Origin of the sequence: Neochlamydia sp. TUME1, assembly GCF_000813645.1 — a bacterium.
Classification (GTDB): domain Bacteria; phylum Chlamydiota; class Chlamydiia; order Chlamydiales; family Parachlamydiaceae; genus Neochlamydia.
The window spans coordinates 44,827-67,563 of record NZ_JRXI01000111.1; the positions used below are offsets into that span (position 1 = coordinate 44,827).

The following is a 22,737-nucleotide window of genomic DNA, read 5'->3' on the forward strand; positions in this document are numbered from 1 at the left end:
CAGATGAACTTTTTTAGAAAAATTTTGGACGGAATAACTGCCCGCCTAGGAGGAGAAAGATCGCTTGAAAATATTTCAAGATCAAGTGATATATTCCTTGCTTGCTTGATCATCGGCATTTTAATGATGATTATCCTTCAGCTGCCCCCTTACCTCATTGACTACTTAATTGCCTTTAACTTAGCGATCTCAGTGGCTCTCTTAATGGTGGGGATGTATATCCCTAGTGCTGTGCATCTATCTATCTTTCCTTCTTTACTGCTAATTACTACCCTTTACCGTCTAGGCTTAAATATTGCTTCCACTCGTCAAATTTTATTACATGCTGATGCAGGCGAAATTATTTATGGTTTCGGTAATTTTGTTGTCGGCGGCAACTTTGTAGTGGGAGGAGTTATATTTCTTATCATTACCTTGGTCCAATTTATTGTAATCACTAAAGGTGCTGAACGGGTGGCAGAGGTAGCCGCACGTTTTACTTTGGATGCGATGCCTGGTAAGCAAATGAGTATCGATGCTGATATGAGGGCAGGCATTTTAGATCAAAACCAAGCCCGTGAAAAACGCCTAGCCATTCAAAAAGAGAGCCAGCTATATGGTGCGATGGATGGTGCAATGAAATTTGTGAAAGGTGACGCGATTGCAGGCATTGTAATTACCCTTATTAACATTTTAGGGGGAATTATTATCGGTAATACGATGAATGGAATGACCATGACGGATGCCGCCCAAACCTATAGCGTTTTATCGATCGGTGATGGTCTGGTATCTCAGATTCCTTCTTTATTGATTACTATTACTGCAGGTTTAGTTACTACACGTGTTTCTAATGAAACTTCCGATTCCAACTTAGGTGCTGAAATATCAGGACAAATTTTAAAGCAGCCTAAAGCCCTGCTCCTTGCTGCAGCCTTTTTAATGGGCATGGCCATTATGCCTGGATTTCCTGCCGCTCCCTTCTTAATACTTTCTGCAGGAATGGGTTTAATTGGCTACTCTCTTATGTCAGCAGCAAGGCAGAAAAGAGAAGCTGCGGGCGGCCTTACCTCAGCGGGAGGAGGAACTATTTCTTCAGTAGCCGCAGCAAGCCCTAGCATAGACACTTCTGTTTCCGGCCATAAAGTGATTGCAGGTGGAGGCATTGATAATTATGCTCTCACCCTTCCTGTGATTCTAGAATGTGGGAAACATTTAAGTGGAGAGATCCAAAAAGCCCAAAAAGGACAAAGTTTTGTCGATCAAATGATTCCTAAGATGCGTCAAGCTCTCTATGCAGATCTAGGAGTGAGATTTCCTGGCGTGCACGTACGTACAGACTCCCCTGTCCTTGAATCCGATGAATATTCCATTCACCTGAATGAAGTTCCTATTATCCGAGGAAGGGCTTTAGAAAACAGCGTGCTAACAAACGAGAGTGAAGAAAATCTTAAGCGCTACAACCTTCCTTACGTGAGCTATAAGAACTCATTAGGGATGCCTTCCTTGTGGGTAAATATACAAAACAAAGAACTTTTAGATAAAGCAGGTATCAAATATTGGAATGCCTTAGAGGTGATGGTTTTGCATGTGTCTTACTTTTTTCGCCATTATGCTAATGAATTTGTGGGCATCCAAGAAGTAAAATCGATGATTGAGTTTGTAGAAAAGTCTTTTCCTGATCTGGTCAAAGAAGTTACCCGTTTAATTCCGCTCCAGAAAATGACCGATATCTTTAAACGTTTAATTCAAGAACAGGTCTCAATCAAAGACTTACGCACAATTTTAGAAGCTTTAAGTGAATGGGCCCAAACAGAAAAAGATACAGTTTTACTGACGGAATATGTACGTTCCTCCCTTAAACGCTACATTAGCTTTAAATATTCACAAGGGCAATCTGTTCTTTCAGTTTATATCTTAGACCCTGAAATTGAGGATATGGTGCGCGGTGCTATTAAACAAACTTCTGCCGGCTCCTATTTAGCTTTAGACCCTGATTCTGTTCAATTAATTCTACAAAGCATTCGCAATACCGTGGCGCCTCCCCCTCCTGGCGGGCAGCCCCCCGTTATCTTAACAGCCATCGACGTTCGCCGTTTCGTTCGCAAACTTGTAGAAATGGAGTTTTCTGATATTTCGGTAGTCTCCTACCAAGAAATTGTTTCTGATATTCGTCTTCAACCCTTAGGGAGAATACAGATAGGATAGCCTAATTTTAACGTTAAGTTTCACAAGAAGGTAAGCTATGGTCGTAGATCTTGGACATTTACAAAACCCGGATGGACTAAAACAAATTCTGATGGGAATGAAAGAGGATCAAGCATCCGATAAATTGGTAGCAAAAGCTGCTATTATCGCTTCTGAGCAAAAAGCAGAATTGCAAGAGCAACAATCAGAGGAAAAAAATCCCTTAGCGGCAGCGCTGCGCCGCTCAGATCGTCAGATTAAAGCTCACACCTCTAGTGTAAAAAAAGCTAAGGAAGCCAAATTAGCGCAAAAAAAGCTAATGCCGCCTAAAGAGTTAGAGGAAAGGGCTCAAGAATTTTCAAGAAGGAACCCTCAATTTCCTCCTGCAGGCTTACTCGCCTTAACAGAAAAGCTTAAAGATGGCATGAGTAAGCAAGAGATCTTGGAAATGATCCAAAAAGAATATCCCAATCCTATTGAAGCTAGCTTAGCATTAGAATTTCTTATTTCTGTGACTTTAGAGGATTTTAAAGAAACTCTTCAGTTTGCTCAGGTAGATTTAAACAAGGAAATCATTGATAAACGTGAACAGGAAGTAGCGCAAAAGGTCGAGAAGGAAGCCAAAAAGGCTACACAAGAAGCCACAGAAGCTGCCTTAAAAATTGTGCAAGGAGGGGATCTCAATAAATTATTAGATTATTTGATGTCCAACCCTATTGAAGCTACAGCTATTTATAAAATGTTAGATGAAGGCTATGGAAAAAACTTAAAAAAATTGAGTCTTTCCTTTTAAAAAAATGTGGGATAGAAATAAATAAGCTAAAGAAGCTAGATGACAAAGAAGACGTGGCCCACATGAAAAATACGATGGCTCTTTTAAAAAAATTGCAAGCTATCATGGGCGTTGATAGATATTTTGAAATTCGAAACGCTAACAAAACTACAAAAGCCGCTAGAGCTGGCTAGAATTTTTAACCACGATTGACTATGGCAAAATTTACTGCCCATGAAGTTTCTAGGCAATTCTTATATTTGGCCGCAGAAAGATTTTTGTCGTCGGATAAAATTATCCAGGCAGCCGTGAAAGCTGGTGCACAGACAATAGAAGATAAAATTACTTTGATCAACCAGATGCGTGATGCAGTTAGACAAGTTTCTATCCATCATATCTTTCGCTCTGTCCAACATCGCGATGAAATGTTTAGTGCCATCCTTGAAGCCTTAAGTGACTTAGAAGATCAATTAGAAGAAGAGCTAATTAAACAAGAAGAAGAACAGCAGCTACATATTAACCCTAATAATGAATGAGGTTTTAATGCCTTCTCATAATCTAGAATCGCTTCTGAAAGATCTTGGAGAGAAAATTGAACTTTCGCATTTAGAGCCTACAGGCAATAATAATATTACCCTTCTTTTAAAAGGCAATAATGAGGTGGTGTTGCAGAAGCATAACTCTCAGCCTTATCTCATCATTTCCTTCGAAATCCTTGAATTGCCTATCGGCCGTTTTCGTGAAAATATCTTTCGAGAAGCGCTTAAATTTAATCATCTAAACAAAGCCCATGAAGGCATATTTGCTTTTAGTAAAAAAACTCAAATGTTTTTTTTGTTTGATATGTTACCTTTTGATGAGATCTCCGGAGAGCAAGTGAATGCAATTATGCAGAATTTATCAGAAAAAGTGACTCTTTGGAAAGAAGCTCTTAACCGCGGAGAAATTCCCACCATCGGCTTTTCTAGCTTAACTTCTCCAGAAGGAGCTGGTAGCTTTTTTGGCATACGGCCTTGATAGGCTGATATTTTTAAGGCAGGCAGGTAAGCTCTCTTCATCATTTCAAAGAGGCTTTTGGCCAAGAAAATCTAAAAGCAAGCATAAAGCTGCTTATCTTATTTTGAAAATTAATGGCTAGGATGATTTAGCCATTTTTTTATATTTATTCTTATATAGACTATCTATTAATCTGCAGGCATGACAATGATAACACCCCAGCTTTGTAACTCGCTTTTGGCCACTCCCTCAGCTCCCGGCTGGAAGGCGGTAGGCATAAAACAGCACCACGGAATTAATGTTCCCCTATTTTCTTTACATACCAAGAATAGTGGGGGTATAGGCGAATTTCATGATTTAAAATGGGTGATTGATTGGTGCCATCAAGTTAATTTTAATGTGATTCAACTTCTTCCCCTCAATGATACGGGTCCCGAACCTAGCCCCTACAGCTCTATTTCAGCTTTTGCTTTAAATCCTTTACATATAAGTCTTTCTTCCCTTCCCGGTGTAGAAACTTATAAAGATTTAGCAGGCTTACTTGCTGAATTGCAATTACTCACAAAAAAACAGCGTGTGGATTACCCTACCCTACATATTAAACGCGATCTTTTTTTACAGCTCTACTATCAATATACTTATGCCCATCAATCTCAATTGCCAGACTACCTAAATTTTACTAAAGAAAATCCTTGGCTGCAGGGCTATGCTCTTTTTAAGGCATTAAAAGAAATTAGCAATTGGCAACCTTTAGATAGCTGGCCTTCAGAACTTCAAGATCCTTGCCCAGCAGAAATAGAGCGGCTGCAAAAAAAATATGAGACCCAAATTTCCTATCATATATTCCTCCAATATCTTTGTTTTAAACAATTTGAAGAAGTACGAAAGTATGCTCAATTTAAGAACATCTTATTAAAAGGCGATATCCCTATCCTTATCAGCCGAGAAAGCGCCGATGTATGGCTTCATCGCAAACTTTTTATCATGGATCAAAATGCTGGTGCTCCCCCAGATATCTACAGTCAAGAAGGGCAAAATTGGCACTTTCCTCTTTACAATTGGGAGGAGATGGAAAAAGACCATTATACCTGGTGGCAAGAGCGTTTAAAGGTGGCTGGTCGCCTATATGATATTTTTCGCATTGATCATATCGTGGGCTTTTTTCGTATATGGGCTATACCGTTAGGTCAAGCTAGCGTTCAGGGAAAGTTTTTTCCTGAAGATGAAACACAATGGGCTCCTTTAGGTAAAAAAAATCTGACGATGATGCTAAAAAATTGCTCGATGCTACCCATTGGCGAAGACTTAGGGGCCGTCCCTCCCAAGGTGAGAGAATGCTTAAAAAACTTAGGGATTTGTGCTACAAAAGTTATGCGATGGGAGAGAAATTGGGAAGGAGATAAAAGCTTTATTGATATCCATGCCTATCCGCCAGAAAGCATGACTACAGTTTCTACCCATGATTCAGAAACATTAAAACAGTGGTGGAAAAACCATCCCGAGGAAGCCCTTTATCTATGTCAAGCCAAGGGATGGAAGTATGAGCCTGATTTATCATTTGAGAAAAATCTAGCCATCCTTAAAGACAGCCATCGATCTCCTAGCCTTTTTCATATCAATCTTCTCCATGAATACTTTTCCCTTTTTCCCTATATGGCATGGGATGAGCTCAGCGATGAGCGCATTAATGATCCGTCGGGGCAATCCACTACCAATTGGACCTATCGTTATCGACTTTGTTTTGAAGAGATTTATCATAACAGCGAATTAATAGCTCTTATGAAGAGCTTAATTGAAGTAAACAATTAAATGAAAATGCGCTTGATTTTCTTTATCTTCCTTATTTTTTTCTATTCATCTTTGGGGGAAACAAGAGAGCCTAGCCACCCTAAGGTTAAAGCACTTTATAGTAGCTTAAATCCTCATTCCATTGCAGAACACCTTGCCTTCTATCAGCTTTATCCTCATAGCGTAGAAGGCAAAAAAGCTTGCCATGACGCATGGCAACTTCTTAATAAAAACAGTGGTAATGAAAACGTCTCTTTATCCTCTTTACCCGATGTGAATTCTATCCTTCAAACGATCATTGCTTTAATTAACAAAGAACCTAATGAAGAGCTCCCTTCTCTTTCAGGGGCAGAGCTAAAGGTGATAAATAAGCTCTGCAGCCAGCTAGGCAATAGAAGGCTAAAAGGCTATAAGGCCACTTCAGAAGCAGATATTATCGCTTTGCCTTCCCAAGAGATTGATTTAGCACGAGGGATCTTTTTATCGCAGCTAGGTGAGGGACCGGCAGCCCTTTTACAAATTGATAGCTATGAAGCCCTGATAGATTTAATGGCTCTTCAAATATTAGCTCAAATTCCTACCCCTGCTACTCCTGAACAAATAATCAAAGCGATTAATCATTTTGTGTTTACCGAAATGGAGTTTCGTTTTCCCCCTCACTCTTTATATGCTAAAGATATAGATATTTATACATTTTTACCCGCTGTACTTGATTCTAGAAAAGGAGTCTGCTTAGGGGTTTCTATTCTTTACCTTAGCTTGGCCCAACGTCTTAGTTTACCCTTAGAGATGGTTACCCCACCTGGCCACATTTACGTCCGCTATCATCAAGGTGACAAAGCTATCAACATCGAAACAACGGCGCGAGGAATTGATCTTGAAAGTGAAGAGTATTTGAGCCTCGACACATGCCAGCTGCAGTTGCGTGATCTTAAAGAAGTTATTGGCTTTGCTTATATCAACCAAGCTTCTGTATTTTTACAGGAAGAAAAATATGAGCAGTCCTTAGCTATTTATTTAAAAGCTCTTCCCTATTTACCTCACGATATCTTGCTAAAAGAGCTTTTGGGCTTTAATTATTTATTTGTAGGGAATCCTGAAAAGGCAATTGCTTTGCTAGAGGAAGTTAAAAATTATATTCCTACCTATACGATTAGCTCCAGTACTTTAGCAGAGGATTATCTTTTAGGGAACATAGACGCAGAAGGAATAAAAGCCATATTTATGCGAGTAGATGAAACAGCTGCCTCCATCCTCGAAAAACAAAGCCGACTGGCCCAAGCTATAAAAAAATATCCTCAGTTTCGAGCCGGCATGGCCGCTTTAGCTATCACATGGTTGCAGCTTCATCGCGAAGGAGAGGCACTTGAAATATTAGAGAAACATCATGCCCTTGAACCCTTCGATCCTACTACCCACTATTACATGGCTACACTCTATGCAGAAAGAATGGATTATAATAAAGCATGGGATCATCTAAAAATAGCAGAAAAAATTGCACATGGGCGTAATCATTTTCCACTTGCTTTAAAAGAGCTTAGATATAAAATTGCCTACTTATGCCCTGAATTTCTTGCGGATTAGATTGAAAGAAATTCAATGCAGGCTTGCAAGCTAACAGAAGTTAAAGCAATCCTATAGCTTAAAGATGAGTTAGCAAAATTTTAATGCTTACATTGTGAAAGCAAGATGAAAAAAAAGCATCCTACATTTTCTTCTGTTAGCCAAAATCCTTTTTTCTTAGAGGTAATAAAATTAAGAATGGATGACATTTGAATTCGTAATCTACATCTTAAAAGGCTATAGCTGATGATAAAAAAAATCTCCCTCGCCCTTCTATTGATACTCATCATGACAGGTTTGGCTTTTTTTTACTTGGCTCCTCGCAAACAGTTTCTCCATTATCCCCAAAATACTATTTATCGTAGTCAAACGGTTCAGATCGCAGTACCTTCTTGCCCCTTGCAAGCCAACTCTTTGATAGTAGAATCTATATTTCCGGAAAAAAGTCTCTCTCAATGGACTAAAAGACAGCATGCTGAATCTTATCATCTTCTGGAGAATACAGCTCAATTATGGAAAGATAATGAATTTATCGATAACTTTATGATTATTGCTACCATTCCTCCGCGCATGCATGCGGATAATTTTTTCTGGGAAATTATTCCTTACACAAAAAAAAATTACCATTTATTTGAGCAACTTTTAGTGCTAGGAAAGTTAACCTTTGATAGTCCCTGCCTTCCCAAAGCTGAACGTCAATCCATTAAAAGGAAATATCAAGACTATCTACCTTTCTTTTCCAAAAGTTATAGGCCTATTCCTGAAGACAACTTTTGCCCCCCGGTAGATGTCTTTTGCCAGCCAGAAATTATTGCCAAGCAACTCCTCTACGAAGGCAAACATACTCATCTACTCTACAATCATGCCCCCATAGGAATAGGTGAAGAAAAACTTCATTTTATAATTATCCCTAAAGCCCATCGTACAAATTTTATGGAACTTACCTTGGAAGAATATGTAGAAGCTCAAGAGATTTCCTCTAAACTTATTTTATATTATAAACAAAGAGGCTATCCTATTGTCTATATTTTTCATAAGTCAGGAAAGTATGCCGGGCAAACTGTACCTCATTGGCATGAGCACCTTATTTTTGTGCCGCACCGCACCCATGAATTTATAGGAAAATTAATGGTCTTGCAAAAAATGCTTTTCCCTACCTCTCCTCTTAATGAGAAGAAATTTAAAAAGCTTGTCGATATATATCGCCTACAAGCAAAAGAGGCTTTAAACTCTTTAAACGAAAGGAATTACACTAAGGAATAGTTATGGCAAAGATTAAAATTTATACTAAAACCGGTGATAAAGGCGAAACATCATTATTTTCTGGCCAGCGTGTCCTTAAAGATGATCCTTTCATCGGAGCTTTAGGCTCTGTGGATGAATGCAATTCAGCGATTGGAGCGGCTCTTTCCCTATTACCTAATGATCCACAATTACAGCTAACTAGAAAACAACTAGAAACCATTCAACACACTTTGTTTGATCTGGGAGCCGCCATCGCTACTCCCCTCAGTCAGGCTTCAGCAAGTAAAGTTGAGCGCACACGTTTTGATCAGGAAGGCATTGAATTTTTAGAGAAATGGATTGATCTAATGGAAGAGCAACTCCCCCAACTTCATACTTTCATCCTCCCTGGCGGCCATCCTGCCGGCGCTTTTCTGCATCTAGCACGCAGTATCTGCCGCCGCGCTGAAAGAGATGTGATCCCTCTTAGCAGAAAAGCCGATATCTCAAAAAATGTTACCATTTATCTTAATCGCTTGTCAGATTATCTCTTTGTGTGCTCTCGATATGTCAATCATCTATGTAAGCAACCGGAGACCTTCTGGACTATGCATAAACACTCATCTCTTATTGAAAGCTAAATGAAAACTGGTCACCTCAAGAATGAGGTTATCTCTTGAAAGCTTAAATAAATTTAATAGAAAAAGACTCTTACACCGCTTATGAATTTTTCCTTTCAGGGCAACGCCTATTACCTATAGATAAAAAATATGCTTAATCACACTCTCCTATATTTTTTGCAATAAATCAAAGCGTTTTATCCATCCATACAGCCTTAAGAAGCGCTTAATAACGTTGAACTATCGCTTCTACAAAAAGGTATTAGCTGGTGTCTTTCGAAATAATACATATATCATTTTTTAAAGCTTCTTTTTCAAGTTTTTGAAGATGCTTAAAATATTTCTTAATACACACCGTGATTTCATACCGAGCTTTTCTTTCAGTGGTAGAATTTTTATTTGGCAAAAATTTACATTTTTGCTTGGCAAAATCTTTTACATCTAAAGAAGAGTCTAACAGTGGGGAGTCTCCCTCTTTTCGGCGCTTTTTATCTAGCTTAAGCAGTTTTTTAGTAGCAAGGAAGTTACCCTCTTCTATAGCGTGATATATAAAAGGAAGAGTTCCAGCTACATGAAGGTCAGCTCCTTTTGCTAATAGAAGCTTAATAATTTCAGGATAAAACCGTTTCTTACCGATAGTATAATGGAGAGGAGTTTTCCATTTCTTATCTATGACATTTATATCCGCCCCATAATCAAGTAAGCGAGACGTAATCCCCATTAGACCTCGCTTTGTTGCTAGATGAAGAGGAGTAGATCCTCTTTTACTGTTACAATCGCTTACTTGCGCATCTGCTCCTTTGGAGAGAAGGTAATGCACTAATTCTTCCTGACGAGAACACACGGCTTCACTTAAAAAACTCTTTTGTTCCTTAAAGAAAGTACAAAGAATCGATGGATTTTTAGCTTCTATAATTTGCTTGACTCGTTTGATCTGCCCCTGACGGCAAAACCACTGCAGGGTAGAAACATTAGGGTCTTTACTTTCATCAATAAAAATTGGAAGGCTCTCATCTCTAGATAATTGGGTAAACTTTTTACACACTAGCCTTAGTTGGCACATTTCCACAGCACTTAGATAATGTAAGATGGAAAGAAACAATTCATCGGGCCAGGATTCAAATGGGCTTAACTCCAGGAAGTATCTTTCATGAAGAATAGTAGATACAGAGATAGCCGAATTATTTGTTATTGGATGCATAAGGTTAATCTCCTTAATTCCTACTCCCCTAATAAAAAAGAGGGTTGTAGTTCAATTATAAGCGATCACGGGATATAAAAGGCTTTTTAGATATCAGAAGGTATAGGTTGCTCAGTACGAGCTGCATGAATAGCATCTGCTAGAAAATCTAAAATAGATTTTCCTTGTCGATAAAGAGTTTCGATACAGCTAGGCAGCACCTCTCTCCATCTTTTGCCATAGGCAGACTGGCTACCTGGATATAACTTAGGTGCAATGGCTAGATTTCTTAAAGATTCTTCGGCAGCATTATGGGTCATAGGAATAGCAGTATCTTTCAAGTAAGCACAGAAAGGTGAAATGTTTGGTCTGCTTTAAAAGCTTGTGGCAAAACTTCCGTAACTTTTTGGTGCTACTCCAGCACTGCAGCGCTTGCAATTCTTCTTGTATATAACGCCAGTTAAGATATCCATACTGCTGCCAAGTAGACTGCTGATTACTCCTTTTCCTATGCGAGGTTTATCTTTAAAAAGCTCTTGCAAGGTAGCATATAGGTTTCCTAAGTGCTGTGTACCCTCCAAGGATATATTAAGCTGTTCTGCTTGACATTCCTTGTATTTTACGGATTATTGGAATGCCCGAAGGGCAGAGAGTACTAGCTTCTAGATAATGCGGCACCTTAAACAGACGAGCTATTAGATCATTTACGCCATAAGGCCATCTTTTAATCTAATACAGCCTTGCTTGGTCTTTATCTTAAAGCTTTAGCAATCCTGGAAACTCTCAGGGCTTAATACTTTACAGATATTGCGAATGCTATTGTAATTTTCTTTTACTAAGTTCTCTCCACAAGTCTTAAGAAATTGAATAGTTTGCAGACTCGTATCGTCAAGAGGAGGAGCTGGCTTGTCGAATTCATACTGAAAACGATGATAATTGTTAGCCCCTATCATATAGGACACGATATTGTGTGTTTCAAAATATGGTTGAGTCATGTCAGACCACATGTCTGCCAAATCCTCATAACCCTTAGGAAGCATGCTATCTTTTCCCCCGGTTCCAAGAGATAGCACAAACAAATCCTCATCCTCTTCTTTGTGTCCAAGGGCTTCAAATACACAGGGTAATGCAGGATTGTTCTGTAAAACACCACCATCCATAAACCAGCTCTCTTTCCCTTGGGTACTTTCCGTTACATTATAATTTACTACAACAGGAGGAAAGTAAGTTGGAGCAGCAGACGTTACTGTGGCTACATGATGCATAGGAAAATCGTAACTATTCACGCATGAAAGTTCAGGCGGTAGATTAATTAAATCTTTTGCTTTTAAATCTTGTAAACAATAGGAAACAATTTTCATTCCCTCTGAGGTATAAAGGTGTACGGTTTTAGAAATATCATCATGTGAAATAATTGAATGTATGGATCCGTCTATCGGTGCTGAGCCACTCAAAGATTCTCCCGAAATAATTTTTTTTCCTATGTTAATACTTTTACGGAGGATTTCATCATAAGTATTAGTTATAACCACAACCTTAGTTAATGCTGAAGATAAAGAAGTCCTCTCTCCTAATTTATCCTTAAAAAATTCTGAGGGATCCTTATATTTAGGATTATCCAACATCCCCTTGATATTCTTCAAGAACCACATAATTTTTTGCATCGATCCTAATTCTTTTGGCATTGGAAGATGCTCTTGATTGGGCTGAAAAATTCCAGCATATTCCTTTGTATACATGTCTAATAGATTTTTAGCTTTATATTGAGGCTTTCTTGGGTCATCTTTATCAGGCTTGCTCAGTCCTAGGGCCAAAATCCCCCCTGTTGATGTTCCTCCAATTAACTTAAACAATTTTGCAATGGGCTTTCTTGTTATCTCTTCAATTGCCACTAGCATTGTAGCAGGAATAATACCTCGGATACCTCCACCATCTAGAGAAAGGATAGGATATATCGATTTCCTTTTTTTACCTCTCGTATATGATGCGATGCTCTCCCGTGATTCTTGAACCACAAAATCAGAAGAGAATTCTTCAGCAAAAGAAAAGGAGTCTTCACGTTCAAAATAGGGATCATCACCCTCAGAAGAGGATTTTTTCTGAATAGGAGAGGGTTTTTTCTGAAAATACTTTTTATCAAGGGAAGAGATATAGCTCTCCCTACATTCTTCAATGATACCTTTATATATAGGTAATAAATTGCTTGTGATCTGTCTTTCAACTTTTGTAATAGACATATCTAGGTGAGCTAGATCGCGCTCAGTCTTGGCCTCTTTAATGTCTCTTTGAAAGCTTTTTAGCTGCTCAACAATCCTTAGGCAATCGTTTATCTTTTTATCAGTCTTGCCTAGGTATAAAGCAAAATCAGCACCTTCTTTAATCTCGTTAGGGATATTATTCTTAATTATCGAAAAACGTTTAGTGAACTCGGCTAAATCTCTTTCATCAGTAATAGCCCGCATATCATTTTGAAAACACTGCAAAATTTGTGTGTATTTAATGTGTCTACTTTCATCCATACTCTTATTGATCGTTTTACATTTCTCTTCTAAAAGGTCTATACTCCAAGATAAAATGCTTGTTGAAGATTGTTGAACTTCTGAGGTCATGGTAGTTCCTTATCGTTAGTCAAAAAGAAACATAAAGTAATATCATCCGAAAAAGATTTTTGCAAACTAAAATTTTTTACACTTATTTTTTTTCTTAAGCGTTTATTTATACGAATAACAAGCCATCTGTCGTAAAAGACCTAATAGCTCTTCTCATAAGACAAGGCCTCTACTAGGCTAGTCTTATATATAAGATAGTATTCAGGGGGCCAAAGATCTACGACATGTCACCTTGTTCATAGCTAAAGATTTAGCATACAACCTTATTGCCTACAATTGTTCGGCTCTTCTCTCCATTTCTTGGCATATACAAGACTAAATGTCCTACCCGACCTAGATGATCATTTAGGAAATCAGGCGTTTAAGTAGCCACAAAATGTTCGACCAGCTCTAAAGAGCGATGGCAACCTCTCTGCAATTTCTTCACATTATTTATAAACCCACTCTTATCTATCCTCATCGCTAAAGATTTTGAGAAAAAATTTTCCGACGTTACGTTAAACAGGGCTCTTGCCATCTGCCATGCGATTTGAGTAATTCAACCAACTTATCATCAGCTTCAGCGAAAGGAATATTTTTCTGCACACATTCTTTGCCTACATAGAGATCGATCATGCCTGCCTTAGATCCTACATATCCGAAGTCAGCATCAGCCATCTCCCCAGGACCATTGACAATGCAGCCCATAATAGCAATCTTGACTCCAGGCAGATGTGAAGTTCGCTCACGTATCCTTTTAGTCACTTCCTGCAGATCGAATAAAGTTCGGCCACAGCTGGGGCAGGAGATAAAGTCGGTCTTAACCATGCGCATACGAGCCGCTTGCAAGATATTAAAACTTAAATGACGCAAATAATTAATATCTTGAGGGACATCCAACCATATTCCTTCTCCCAGCCCATCGCAAAAAAGAGCGCCATATTCCATTGAAGCTTGAATCACCAGATCTTCTTGGCTGCAGCTATAGTGAAAGTTAAGGATGACGGGAATACCGATCTGGTTTTGCTTTAGCCAATCAAAAAAGCGCCGCGCTTTAAAAACACGAGAAGAAGAGGGATGAAATATAATCAAGGAAGGCTGTAAAGAAGGAATAGTTTCCCATTCGTCAGGAGATTCATCACTGAGGGCGAGTGCCCAAGAAGTTTGAGAGTTTAACAAAAATTTATGCTGATTAACATATTGACGAGCTTCTATCAGATTCAATAAAGGCACTACTCCTTCTTGAGTATGAGAGGAAAAAATGCTAATCCCTATCTCCTGTAAAGGTTGCAGCACCTGCTTGTAAAAGTGGCCATCCGGAATAACAAGACCATCTATTGAAGAGATTTTAGGTTGAGGCCGTCCCAACTGCACTTCACAACCTAGATGCTGATAAAACAAGGAATCTTCTTGATTGTTTTTAGATGCTGAGACCCAAACTGTGCCATCTTTATGCATGCCGATGTGCTTTGGATAAATAATTGCACGCCTTTCAATATTCTGAAAATCTCGGCAGTGCTCTTCAAAAATTAGCTCATTTTGTTGAGAATATTCTTGAGTAAATTTAATTAAACGTCTGCAAGGGTCAATCTCATGCCAAGGATCCTCCGTCAAAGACACCCGAATAGTATCTCCAATCCCATCTAACAGTAAACTCCCAATTCCCATGGCAGATTTTATCCTTCCATCTTCCCCTTCGCCAGCTTCCGTAACCCCTAGGTGTAAAGGATAGTCCCACCCTAATCTATACATCTCTGCTACAAGTAAGCGATAAGCCAAAATCATGACCTGAGGATTAGAAGATTTCATAGAAAATATAAAATCATGGTAGTCATTCTTGCGACAGATCCTCGCAAACTCCAGAGCAGACTCTACCATTCCTGCAGGCGTATCTCCATACCGATTCATAATTCTATCAGAAAGAGAGCCATGGTTAGTTCCGATGCGCATGGCGCGCTTCAAGCTTTTACATTTTTCTACTAAAGGGGTAAATTTTTCTTCAATTTTCAGTAATTCTTGAGCATACGAATAGTCATCATAATCGATCACTTTAAAGCTTGCTCTTTTATCGACAAAATTGCCCGGATTGATACGCACCTTATCAACGAAATCTATCACCCGCATAGCAGCGGGAGGAAAAAAATGGATATCTGCCACAAGCGGGATCGAATATCCTTTTTGAAGCAAGCCATTTTTTATGGCTTCGCAGCTGTCAGCTTCTTTCATGCCTTGTACAGTCACGCGAGCAATTTCACAACCAGCATCGGCTAAACGCATAATTTGCTGGGTTGTCGCTTCAGCATCCCGTGTATTGGAAGTCGTCATAGACTGAATGCGAATAGGATTGTTACCCCCCACTCCTACAGGGCCAACCATCACCTCACGTGTCGGGCGTCTTTTCAGCTGTGCAATGGATTCGCAGTATTTCATGAAATATACTCACTATAAAATTTCCTTTAAGCCATGAATTCTATCTTGATAATCCTAATATTGCAAGCAATCCTTCAAGAGGATAAGGATAACCCTTAAAAGCTCTTTACTCTTTTATTATTAGCTTTAAAAATTGAAATAAAATTGGCTCTTCGGAGGTTTAGGTGGTAAAACATTTCTTTAAGGAGAAAAATAGTTAAATAAACCTTTTACCCGTAAACCTCCGAAGAGCCAATCAATTATCTATTTTTAGAAAACGTACAATCCATCTATTAAAAGTAAATACCAAGGCAAAAGCAGGGATAGAGATAAAAGAGCAAACCACTGAGATAGGAATTATAAGATAAAAATGCTTAATAAAATCTTTGTACAATTTTCCTGTAAGTTAAACTGCTTATATCTTAAGCTGCTTTATTGATTTCAAATAGGATTATTTTTAAAATGTAATCTACAAAAATTGATAAGCAAAGGGTTGCCATGCGAACAAATTTTTTATCTAACACCTGCCGATTTATCGTTAATAAGAGCGACTATTTGCCTTTTGTTAGTACTCTAACTAATTTAGCCTATATCTTTCAAAAAGCTGTTGTTTTACCTATCAAGCAAAAAGAGAGTATGCCTAAAAGCTCCTACTATAGTCACCTTAGTCAAAAAAGCTTTGGGCGCTGTATAATCTTGTTGCTCCCTGTATTAGGAAATATAATCGTTGGAATTTATGACTTTGCTCATAGAAAAAGTTACAATAAAAATACCGGGATAGAGCCCACCCAGTATAATAATGGCCCATCTATCCCTGCCAATCAACTGCTTAAAAACGATATTAAAATAGATCTTACCACTAAAGAGCAAAACGATTCGGATCTTGAGCATACTAACGAGGCTCCACTATTTGAAAAAGTGTTTTATCAGGCGTGCCTTGAACTTGTCCAGAAAGATGGGTTGGTCCTTAAGTATACTCCTACGTTTCGCAATCATAAAGAATTCGTTCTTACTGCTGTACGGCAAAATGGTCTGGCCCTAGATTATGCTAGCCAAGAACTTCAAAACGATAGAGAGGTGGTGCTTACCGCTGTTCAACAAAATGCTTCAGCCGTTCGGTATGCTAGCCAAGAGCTTCAAAATGATCCAATAATTATTTCCCTAGCTACAAGCAAATAAACTTACAAAAAGCTAAAGGCATCGCTTAAGTACGAAATCTCTTCCTAAAAAATCCTCTTAATAACCTGGGGAGGAAAAAATTTATTGTAATTAATGCCGGGAGTTTAGCCATTTGGACCAGGTCGAAAGCAAAGAAACATACTTAGGCTAAAAGTTTATTGGCTATTAGCATACAAAGCCTTTATAAAATAAAGAGATTTTGCCTCCCCCTTTTATATCTCGTGGCCGCTTACTGTTTTTAGGTATCTGCTTAAGAGAGCGACTAGAAGTGATTTTTTCTTTCTTACAAAGAGATAGCTTCTCATAAGCTTTTTGCTCGTTTGAAACAAACCAAGGGAATTACTAAAGGGATAAATACAATCCTCCCCTGCTTTTCATGTAAAGGGGCTAACAAAAAAATAGCAAATCAAGAGAAATAAGTCTTAAACGCAAATGTTTTTCATATTGACAAATGCCTAAGTTATCCGTAAATTGATACTTCCTATCTTACAAGCGGAGAGTTGAAATGGCACAAAATTTCACAGAAGCCGTCATAAAAGCGTTAGAAGAAGCTTTCAAAATTGCTCAGCAACATAACAATACAGAAGCCACTGAAAATAATCTGCTTAAAGCTTTTTTAGATGATCCGCAAGGTTATTTCACTTCTATTCTTACGACTCTTAATACAAAGCCGCAGGTATTAATAGAAGAAGTGCAGCGTGCTATCGAGCAACAGCCTACTTATGCAGGCTCCCCTCAACCTCCACAAACCGCCCGTAACTTACAGATGCGCATTGCTGATGCTCAGAACATAGCTAAGCAAATGAATGATACTTATACCAGTAGTGATCATTTTTTACTTTCTTATTGGAAAAATGGTGGAGAACCTTTTAACTCTTGGAAACAAGCTACAGGCATTTCTTTGAAAAATGTTGAGGAACAAATTAAAAAAATTCGAGGAGCGAGACATATGGATTCGCCTAACGCAGAAGCAAGTTTACAAACCTTGGAAAAATATTGTAAAAATCTTACTCAGCTTGCTAGCCAGGGCAAATTAGACCCTGTCATTGGCCGTGATGAAGAAATCCGACGTACTATGCAAGTCTTAAGTCGCCGCACTAAAAACAATCCCATGCTGATTGGGGACCCAGGAGTTGGAAAAACAGCTATAGCCGAAGGGTTAGCTCAAAGAATTATTTCCCAAGATGTGCCCGAATCCCTCAAAAATAAGCAGTTGTTAGCCCTCGATATGGGTAGCTTAATTGCGGGTACCAAGTATCGAGGTGAATTTGAAGAACGTTTAAAAGGCATCTTAACTGACATTGAAAATAGTGAAGGGCGCATCATCTTATTCATTGATGAAGTTCACACTCTGGTGGGAGCTGGTGCTACAGAAGGGTCGATGGATGCTGCTAACCTATTGAAACCCGCTCTTGCACGCGGTACTCTCCATTGCATTGGAGCAACCACTCTTAATGAGTACCAAAAGTATATTGAAAAGGATGCCGCCTTGGAACGCCGCTTTCAGCCTGTCATGGTTCAAGAGCCTACTTTAGAAGATTCTATTGCTATATTAAGAGGCCTACGCGAACGTTTTGAAATCTTTCATGGCGTACGTATTACTGAATCAGCTATTCATGCTGCAGTGTTCTTATCCTATCGTTATATTACTGATAGACGCCTACCTGATAAAGCTATTGATTTGATCGATGAAGCTGCTAGTATGATTCGCATGCAAATTGGAAGCCGGCCGTTACCTATTGATCGTAAAGAACGGGAGCTAAGTAGTTTAATTGTAGAACAAGAAGCTTTGCGACGTGAAAACAGTCCCTCTTCTAAAGAGGAAGCTGATAAGCTTGAAGCTAGAATTGCTCAAATCAAAGAAGAGTTAGCAGTTTTAAGAGATCAATGGAATCATGAGAAGAAACTTATAGAAGAAGTACAAAAGAAGAAAAATGAGCTTGAGCAGCTGCGATTTTATGCCGAAGAATTAGAACGCAAAGCTGATTATAATAAAGTAGCTGAAATACGTTATAGCACGCTCCCTAAGGTGGAGGCAGAAATTACTGCTATTCAAAGTAAGCTCAATGAAAAAGTGGCTCGCTTACTACAGGAAGAGGTAGATGAAAATTTAATCGCCCATATTGTTTCAAAATGGACCGGTATTCCCGTCAGTAAAATGTTAGAAGGAGAAGCCGAAAAACTTCTTAAATTAGAAGAAGTGCTAGCAAAGCGCGTCGTAGGTCAAGAGCTTGCCGTCACTGCCGTCAGCGAAGCTATCCGACGTTCTCGCTCAGGCTTAAGTGATCCAGGGCGCCCTGTAGGTGTATTTCTATTCCTAGGCCCTACAGGGGTAGGAAAAACGGAGTTGGCTAAAGCGCTTGCCGAACAACTTTTTGATCAAGAAGATGCTATTATTCGCTTGGATATGTCTGAATATATGGAGAAGCATAGCATAGCTAGAATGATAGGCTCTCCTCCTGGATATGTGGGATATGAGGAAGGAGGACAATTAACAGAAGCTATACGAAGGCGTCCTTACGCAGTGGTTTTATTTGATGAGATTGAAAAAGCCCATTCTGATGTCTTTAACCTTCTTTTGCAAATCTTTGATGAGGGTCGCATTACAGATAGCAAAGGAAGAACAATTAACTGTAAAAATGCTATTTTTATTATGACTTCCAACATTGGCTCGGATTTGCTATTAGAAAAGCTTGAGAAAAATCAAACGGGCTTATCTAAAGAGCAAATTTTATCTCTTTTACAGCCTGTGATAAAAACTTATTTTCGACCAGAATTTATTAACCGCTTAGATGATATCCTTCCCTTTCTGCCTTTGCAAGAAAAAGACATGGAAAAAATTGTCGCTCTTCAGCTTAAACAGCTCGCTAAACGTTTAAAAGACCGCGATGTTAATTTAGAGTGGACTGCAGAAGTTTTAAGTCATCTTTCTTGTGAAGGTTATGATCCTTTATTTGGGGCAAGGCCCTTAAAACGCTATATTCAAACAGAAGTGATCAACATGCTTTCTAAAGCTATTCTTGAAGGCAGGATTCCTTCGAAAAGTTCTATTGAATTATATATGGAAGAAGACAAGATTGCGTTTAGAATAAAAGAAGGCCCTAAACCTTAAGAAAAAGAGCCAAGGTCAAACACCAACCTTTGAGCTCTCTTGCTCACCAGAATCTTAAGGTCCTCTGTATTTAGTAAATTCTTGCATCCAGCGGTTATTAACAGATTCACCAGTAAGGAGAAAATACATTAATATCATCCCTATCCCGTAACTGAGATGGAAAATGCACACAAAACAGCCTAGCGTAAAGACTAGCGTTTTCTTAAAACATCTCCAGGCAAAAGAGGCTTGTTTATTTACCCCTACAGATTGACGTAACAATATCAAAGAAATTGCCCCTATGCACACTGTCATGATTAAAGCTAAAATTGAGACCACCGCCATCACTAATGTGGCTAAAAAAGCTAACATTCTTAGATAAGAGGGATAATTTCCTTGGGACAAAGATTGAACGGATTCAAATATCTCCCCCGGATTTTGGCTTGAGTCGAAACTAACTTTTTCAGCATCCTCTGTTAAAGAAGAATTTATATCCAAAAAAACATATTCGGTAATCTTTCCCTCACTGTCTTCTTTTAAAGGCCCGCTATCCCTAGCTTCTCCTCTTCTATCTGATTTCTCTTTATTGTTTGACATCGACATACTTTTTATAACTAATTTTATTAAATCCATTGAGAGCAGCAATACGATAGCCTTCCGCATAAGTAGGGTAATTAAAAACCTGATCAATAAAATAATCTATTTTTGCATTAAAACTCATGGCCACCTGACCGATATGGATAACTTCTGTAGCACTCCGTCCAATAATATGGACACCCAAGATTTCTAGTGTCTCGGCATGAAAAAGGATTTTAAACATTCCGGTATTACTTCCTACAATATGGCTGCGGGCGATCTCATAATAATAAGCTCTTCCTACTTCATAGCGAAAGCCCATCTCTCGCAACTCATCTTCATTATAGCCGCAACTAGAAATTTCAGGTATAGTATAAATACCGATAGGGTAAAGATTAGGGAATAAACGATGATGCACACCAAAAGCATGGCGCGCTGCTAGACGTCCTTGCTCCATACTAGTCGAAGCTAAGCAAGGCCCACCAATCACATCTCCTACGGCATAAATATTAGGCCGTTCTGTTTGAAATAGCGCATTGACAGGAATATACCCTTTGTTATTAACGCTTAAGCCCGCGTTTTCAATATGTAAGCCATCGACATAGGCGCTCCGCCCTAGGGCAAAAAGTAGAGCATCTGCTGATATCTCTGTACCATCCTTGCATTTTACATAAGCTTTATCATTAATACGAGCAATTTGAGCAGCCTCTTTATTTCCTAGAAAACGTAATCCCAAGTCCTTCAAGGAAGTTTGTAAAATAATGCCAATCTCGGGATCTAAAGAAGGTAAGATATGGTCTTTTTTATCAATGACTGTAACCTCGGTTCCTAAAGCAGCGAAAAAGCTTGCATATTCTGAGCCAATAATTCCTCCTCCTAATACAATGAGGCTGGAAGGAACTTTTTCTATCCCTAAAAGACGGGTCGAGTCAAAAATAACATCATTATCGAAAGGTATATTATTAGGATTTCTCGGCTTGGAGCCGGTAGCGATAACAACAAACTCAGTGTTAATTTGATGAAGTAGCCGATAATCATCATCCATAACAATCAACATACGAGGATTTTCAAAACGTGCTGTTCCATAAATTAGACGAATGCCATTTTTTCTTAATTGCCGATAAACAGTGCTTCTTTCTTCTTCAATCACTTTATGTAGCCGTTGGTTCAATTGAGGAATAGAAACCTCTTGTAAGGCAAATTCCCCGCTATTAAATCCTCTCTCATAAAAGCGGGTTAAATCAATAATTGCTTCTCTAAGAGATTTAGAAGGAATGGTACCTGAATACAGGCAGTTTCCTCCCGGTTCGGGTAATTTATCAATTACAATTACTTTTTTACCTAATTTGGCTCCTTGAATTGCTGCTTTTTGTCCTGCTGGGCCTGCGCCAATGACCACTAAATCGACTGTCATTTCTTCCATTCAAAAACTCGCATTGTTTAATAGGTTGGTAGGATAATGAGATATGCCTTGTAATGATTAGACTTTATCTAGGCGAGATATATTACAAGAATGTAAGTTTGTCAAATATAAATTTTAATGATAAGATAAAGCTAGCAAGTCATAACAAAAAATGGGTGGTCTTATGCCTAAAACTAATTTTACTAAAGTGGAAGAGTCTTTAATTCAAGGACTTGACAAATTAAACATAAAAAAAATCATCGACTCTACCTCCAAGGATATTAACGAAAAAAGAGCGTTAGATGAAACCCGTATCAATAAAAGAAAAACTGCTATCTATATGATCTCTGAACTTAAACGTCTTCATAAAAATGATGAACGTATTTATCTAAAACTAGGCACTAATCTTTCCCATATAAAAAAAATGTTAGAACATCCTTTGAAGCTGAATGCAGAAGAATGGAGAAACGTATTAAAGTTACTAGATAAAATTGAGGCCTACAAAAGAGCATTTGCTCAAACCATAAAAGAAGTGAATAACGAAGAAATGGTAGAAAAAGAAAGAAAAAAGCAGAGCGATAAGCGCTTTAATATTCAAGAGAAGTGGCTTCCTATCGACTGAAATTTCTAATTGTATTTTCTAGGGTCTCCTTTATTATATTTTTCCTTGCTTATAACCCCTATAAATGCTAATATCCCCTTTTCAAATAATTACGCTTCATCGGAGTTACAGTTATGTCAAAAATCTGTACTGTTACAGGAAAAAAACCCGCCCGTGGTTATAAGTACACAATCAGAGGGATTGCTAAAAAGAAAAAAGGGATTGGTCTTAAAGTTACTGGTAAAACTAAGCGACGTTTTCAGCCTAATCTTGTTTCTAAACGGATTTGGTTCGGCGATGAAAAACGCTTTGTGACTTTACGCTTATCTACACAAGCTTTAAGAACTATTGATAAAGTGGGTGTCAGTACGATTATACGCCGCTTAAGAGCTCAAGGTCACACAGTTTAAAAAAAGAGTGTAAGTTAAAGTTATTCCACAAACTTACACTCCTTATAATTTTTTAACATTTTTACGACCCCCTCTTCCTCCTTCCAGCTTCTTCTCTTAAATTGTTTAGGCACTTGTTTCTCAATTGCTTTGAATTCCGAGAAAAAGATTTACCACCTTTTATCAGCCTTACTCA

General features: G+C 38.5%; 18 protein-coding genes. 12 read left to right on the forward strand and 6 right to left on the reverse strand.

Annotated features, from left to right (window positions below):
• Positions 1–3: 3 nt before the first annotated feature.
• The 8 genes from sctV to DB41_RS05025 all read left to right on the forward strand — a co-directional run bounded on the left by sctV (position 4) and on the right by DB41_RS05025 (position 9,147).
• Positions 4–2,184, forward strand: coding sequence for a type III secretion system export apparatus subunit SctV (sctV, locus tag DB41_RS04990; protein ID WP_039384992.1), 2,181 nt, complete (start codon positions 4–6; stop codon positions 2,182–2,184).
• Between the two features lie 37 nt (positions 2,185–2,221).
• Positions 2,222–2,956 carry a hypothetical protein gene (locus DB41_RS04995; RefSeq protein WP_039384995.1) on the forward strand — a complete coding sequence of 245 codons (735 nt, stop codon included), beginning with the start codon at positions 2,222–2,224 and terminating at the stop codon, positions 2,954–2,956.
• Positions 2,957–3,150: 194 nt separating this feature from the next.
• Entirely contained in the window at positions 3,151–3,471 is a 321-nt protein-coding gene (locus tag DB41_RS05000; protein ID WP_039384997.1) for a TyeA family type III secretion system gatekeeper subunit, read from the forward strand.
• A gap of 7 nt (positions 3,472–3,478) precedes the next feature.
• A complete protein-coding gene (locus DB41_RS05005) occupies positions 3,479–3,952 on the forward strand; it encodes a CesT family type III secretion system chaperone (protein WP_162180919.1) in 474 nt (157 codons plus the stop codon).
• A gap of 186 nt (positions 3,953–4,138) precedes the next feature.
• Complete coding sequence (locus tag DB41_RS05010) at positions 4,139–5,740, forward strand: 4-alpha-glucanotransferase (RefSeq protein WP_080502415.1); 1,602 nt, start codon at positions 4,139–4,141, stop codon at positions 5,738–5,740.
• Positions 5,741–7,303 carry a transglutaminase family protein gene (locus DB41_RS05015; protein ID WP_238578432.1) on the forward strand — a complete coding sequence of 521 codons (1,563 nt, stop codon included), beginning with the start codon at positions 5,741–5,743 and terminating at the stop codon, positions 7,301–7,303.
• A 225-nt stretch (positions 7,304–7,528) separates the two neighbouring features.
• Entirely contained in the window at positions 7,529–8,545 is a 1,017-nt protein-coding gene (locus tag DB41_RS05020) for an HIT family protein (protein ID WP_039385000.1), read from the forward strand.
• Positions 8,546–8,556: 11 nt separating this feature from the next.
• Positions 8,557–9,147 (forward strand): cob(I)yrinic acid a,c-diamide adenosyltransferase, encoded by a 591-nt coding sequence (locus DB41_RS05025; RefSeq protein WP_039385041.1) that lies wholly within the window; start codon positions 8,557–8,559, stop codon positions 9,145–9,147.
• A gap of 241 nt (positions 9,148–9,388) precedes the next feature.
• Here DB41_RS05025 and DB41_RS05030 read toward each other — a convergent pair whose 3' ends face one another.
• The 4 genes from DB41_RS05030 to ispG all read right to left on the reverse strand — a co-directional run bounded on the left by DB41_RS05030 (position 9,389) and on the right by ispG (position 15,324).
• Positions 9,389–10,327: an ankyrin repeat domain-containing protein gene (locus DB41_RS05030; protein WP_039385002.1), complete on the reverse strand. Its 939-nt coding sequence runs from the start codon at positions 10,325–10,327 to the stop codon at positions 9,389–9,391.
• 86 nt (positions 10,328–10,413) lie between these two features.
• Entirely contained in the window at positions 10,414–10,626 is a 213-nt protein-coding gene (locus DB41_RS05035; protein WP_155117583.1) for a hypothetical protein, read from the reverse strand.
• Between the two features lie 444 nt (positions 10,627–11,070).
• Positions 11,071–12,915 (reverse strand): patatin-like phospholipase family protein, encoded by a 1,845-nt coding sequence (locus tag DB41_RS05045; protein ID WP_039385008.1) that lies wholly within the window; start codon positions 12,913–12,915, stop codon positions 11,071–11,073.
• 492 nt (positions 12,916–13,407) lie between these two features.
• A complete protein-coding gene (gene ispG, locus DB41_RS05050) occupies positions 13,408–15,324 on the reverse strand; it encodes a (E)-4-hydroxy-3-methylbut-2-enyl-diphosphate synthase (RefSeq protein ID WP_039385010.1) in 1,917 nt (638 codons plus the stop codon).
• A 477-nt stretch (positions 15,325–15,801) separates the two neighbouring features.
• On the opposite strand from ispG, the gene DB41_RS05055 reads away from it, so the two are divergent.
• Positions 15,802–16,482, forward strand: coding sequence for a DUF4116 domain-containing protein (locus DB41_RS05055; RefSeq protein WP_039385012.1), 681 nt, complete (start codon positions 15,802–15,804; stop codon positions 16,480–16,482).
• A gap of 505 nt (positions 16,483–16,987) precedes the next feature.
• Positions 16,988–19,594: an ATP-dependent Clp protease ATP-binding subunit gene (locus tag DB41_RS05060; protein WP_039385014.1), complete on the forward strand. Its 2,607-nt coding sequence runs from the start codon at positions 16,988–16,990 to the stop codon at positions 19,592–19,594.
• Between the two features lie 54 nt (positions 19,595–19,648).
• Here DB41_RS05060 and DB41_RS05065 read toward each other — a convergent pair whose 3' ends face one another.
• Positions 19,649–20,170, reverse strand: coding sequence for a hypothetical protein (locus DB41_RS05065; RefSeq protein WP_039385016.1), 522 nt, complete (start codon positions 20,168–20,170; stop codon positions 19,649–19,651).
• The gene (sthA, locus tag DB41_RS05070; RefSeq protein WP_238578434.1) at positions 20,157–21,563 is read right to left on the reverse strand and encodes a Si-specific NAD(P)(+) transhydrogenase; all 1,407 of its coding nucleotides are present in this window, start codon (positions 21,561–21,563) and stop codon (positions 20,157–20,159) included. Before sthA ends, DB41_RS05065 begins: the two co-directional genes overlap by 14 nt.
• Positions 21,564–21,735: 172 nt before the next feature.
• Here sthA and DB41_RS05075 point away from each other — a divergent pair, with 172 nt between their 5' ends.
• Positions 21,736–22,173: a hypothetical protein gene (locus tag DB41_RS05075; protein WP_039385020.1), complete on the forward strand. Its 438-nt coding sequence runs from the start codon at positions 21,736–21,738 to the stop codon at positions 22,171–22,173.
• Positions 22,174–22,286: 113 nt separating this feature from the next.
• Positions 22,287–22,562 carry a 50S ribosomal protein L28 gene (gene rpmB, locus DB41_RS05080; protein WP_039385022.1) on the forward strand — a complete coding sequence of 92 codons (276 nt, stop codon included), beginning with the start codon at positions 22,287–22,289 and terminating at the stop codon, positions 22,560–22,562.
• Positions 22,563–22,737 lie beyond the last annotated feature (175 nt).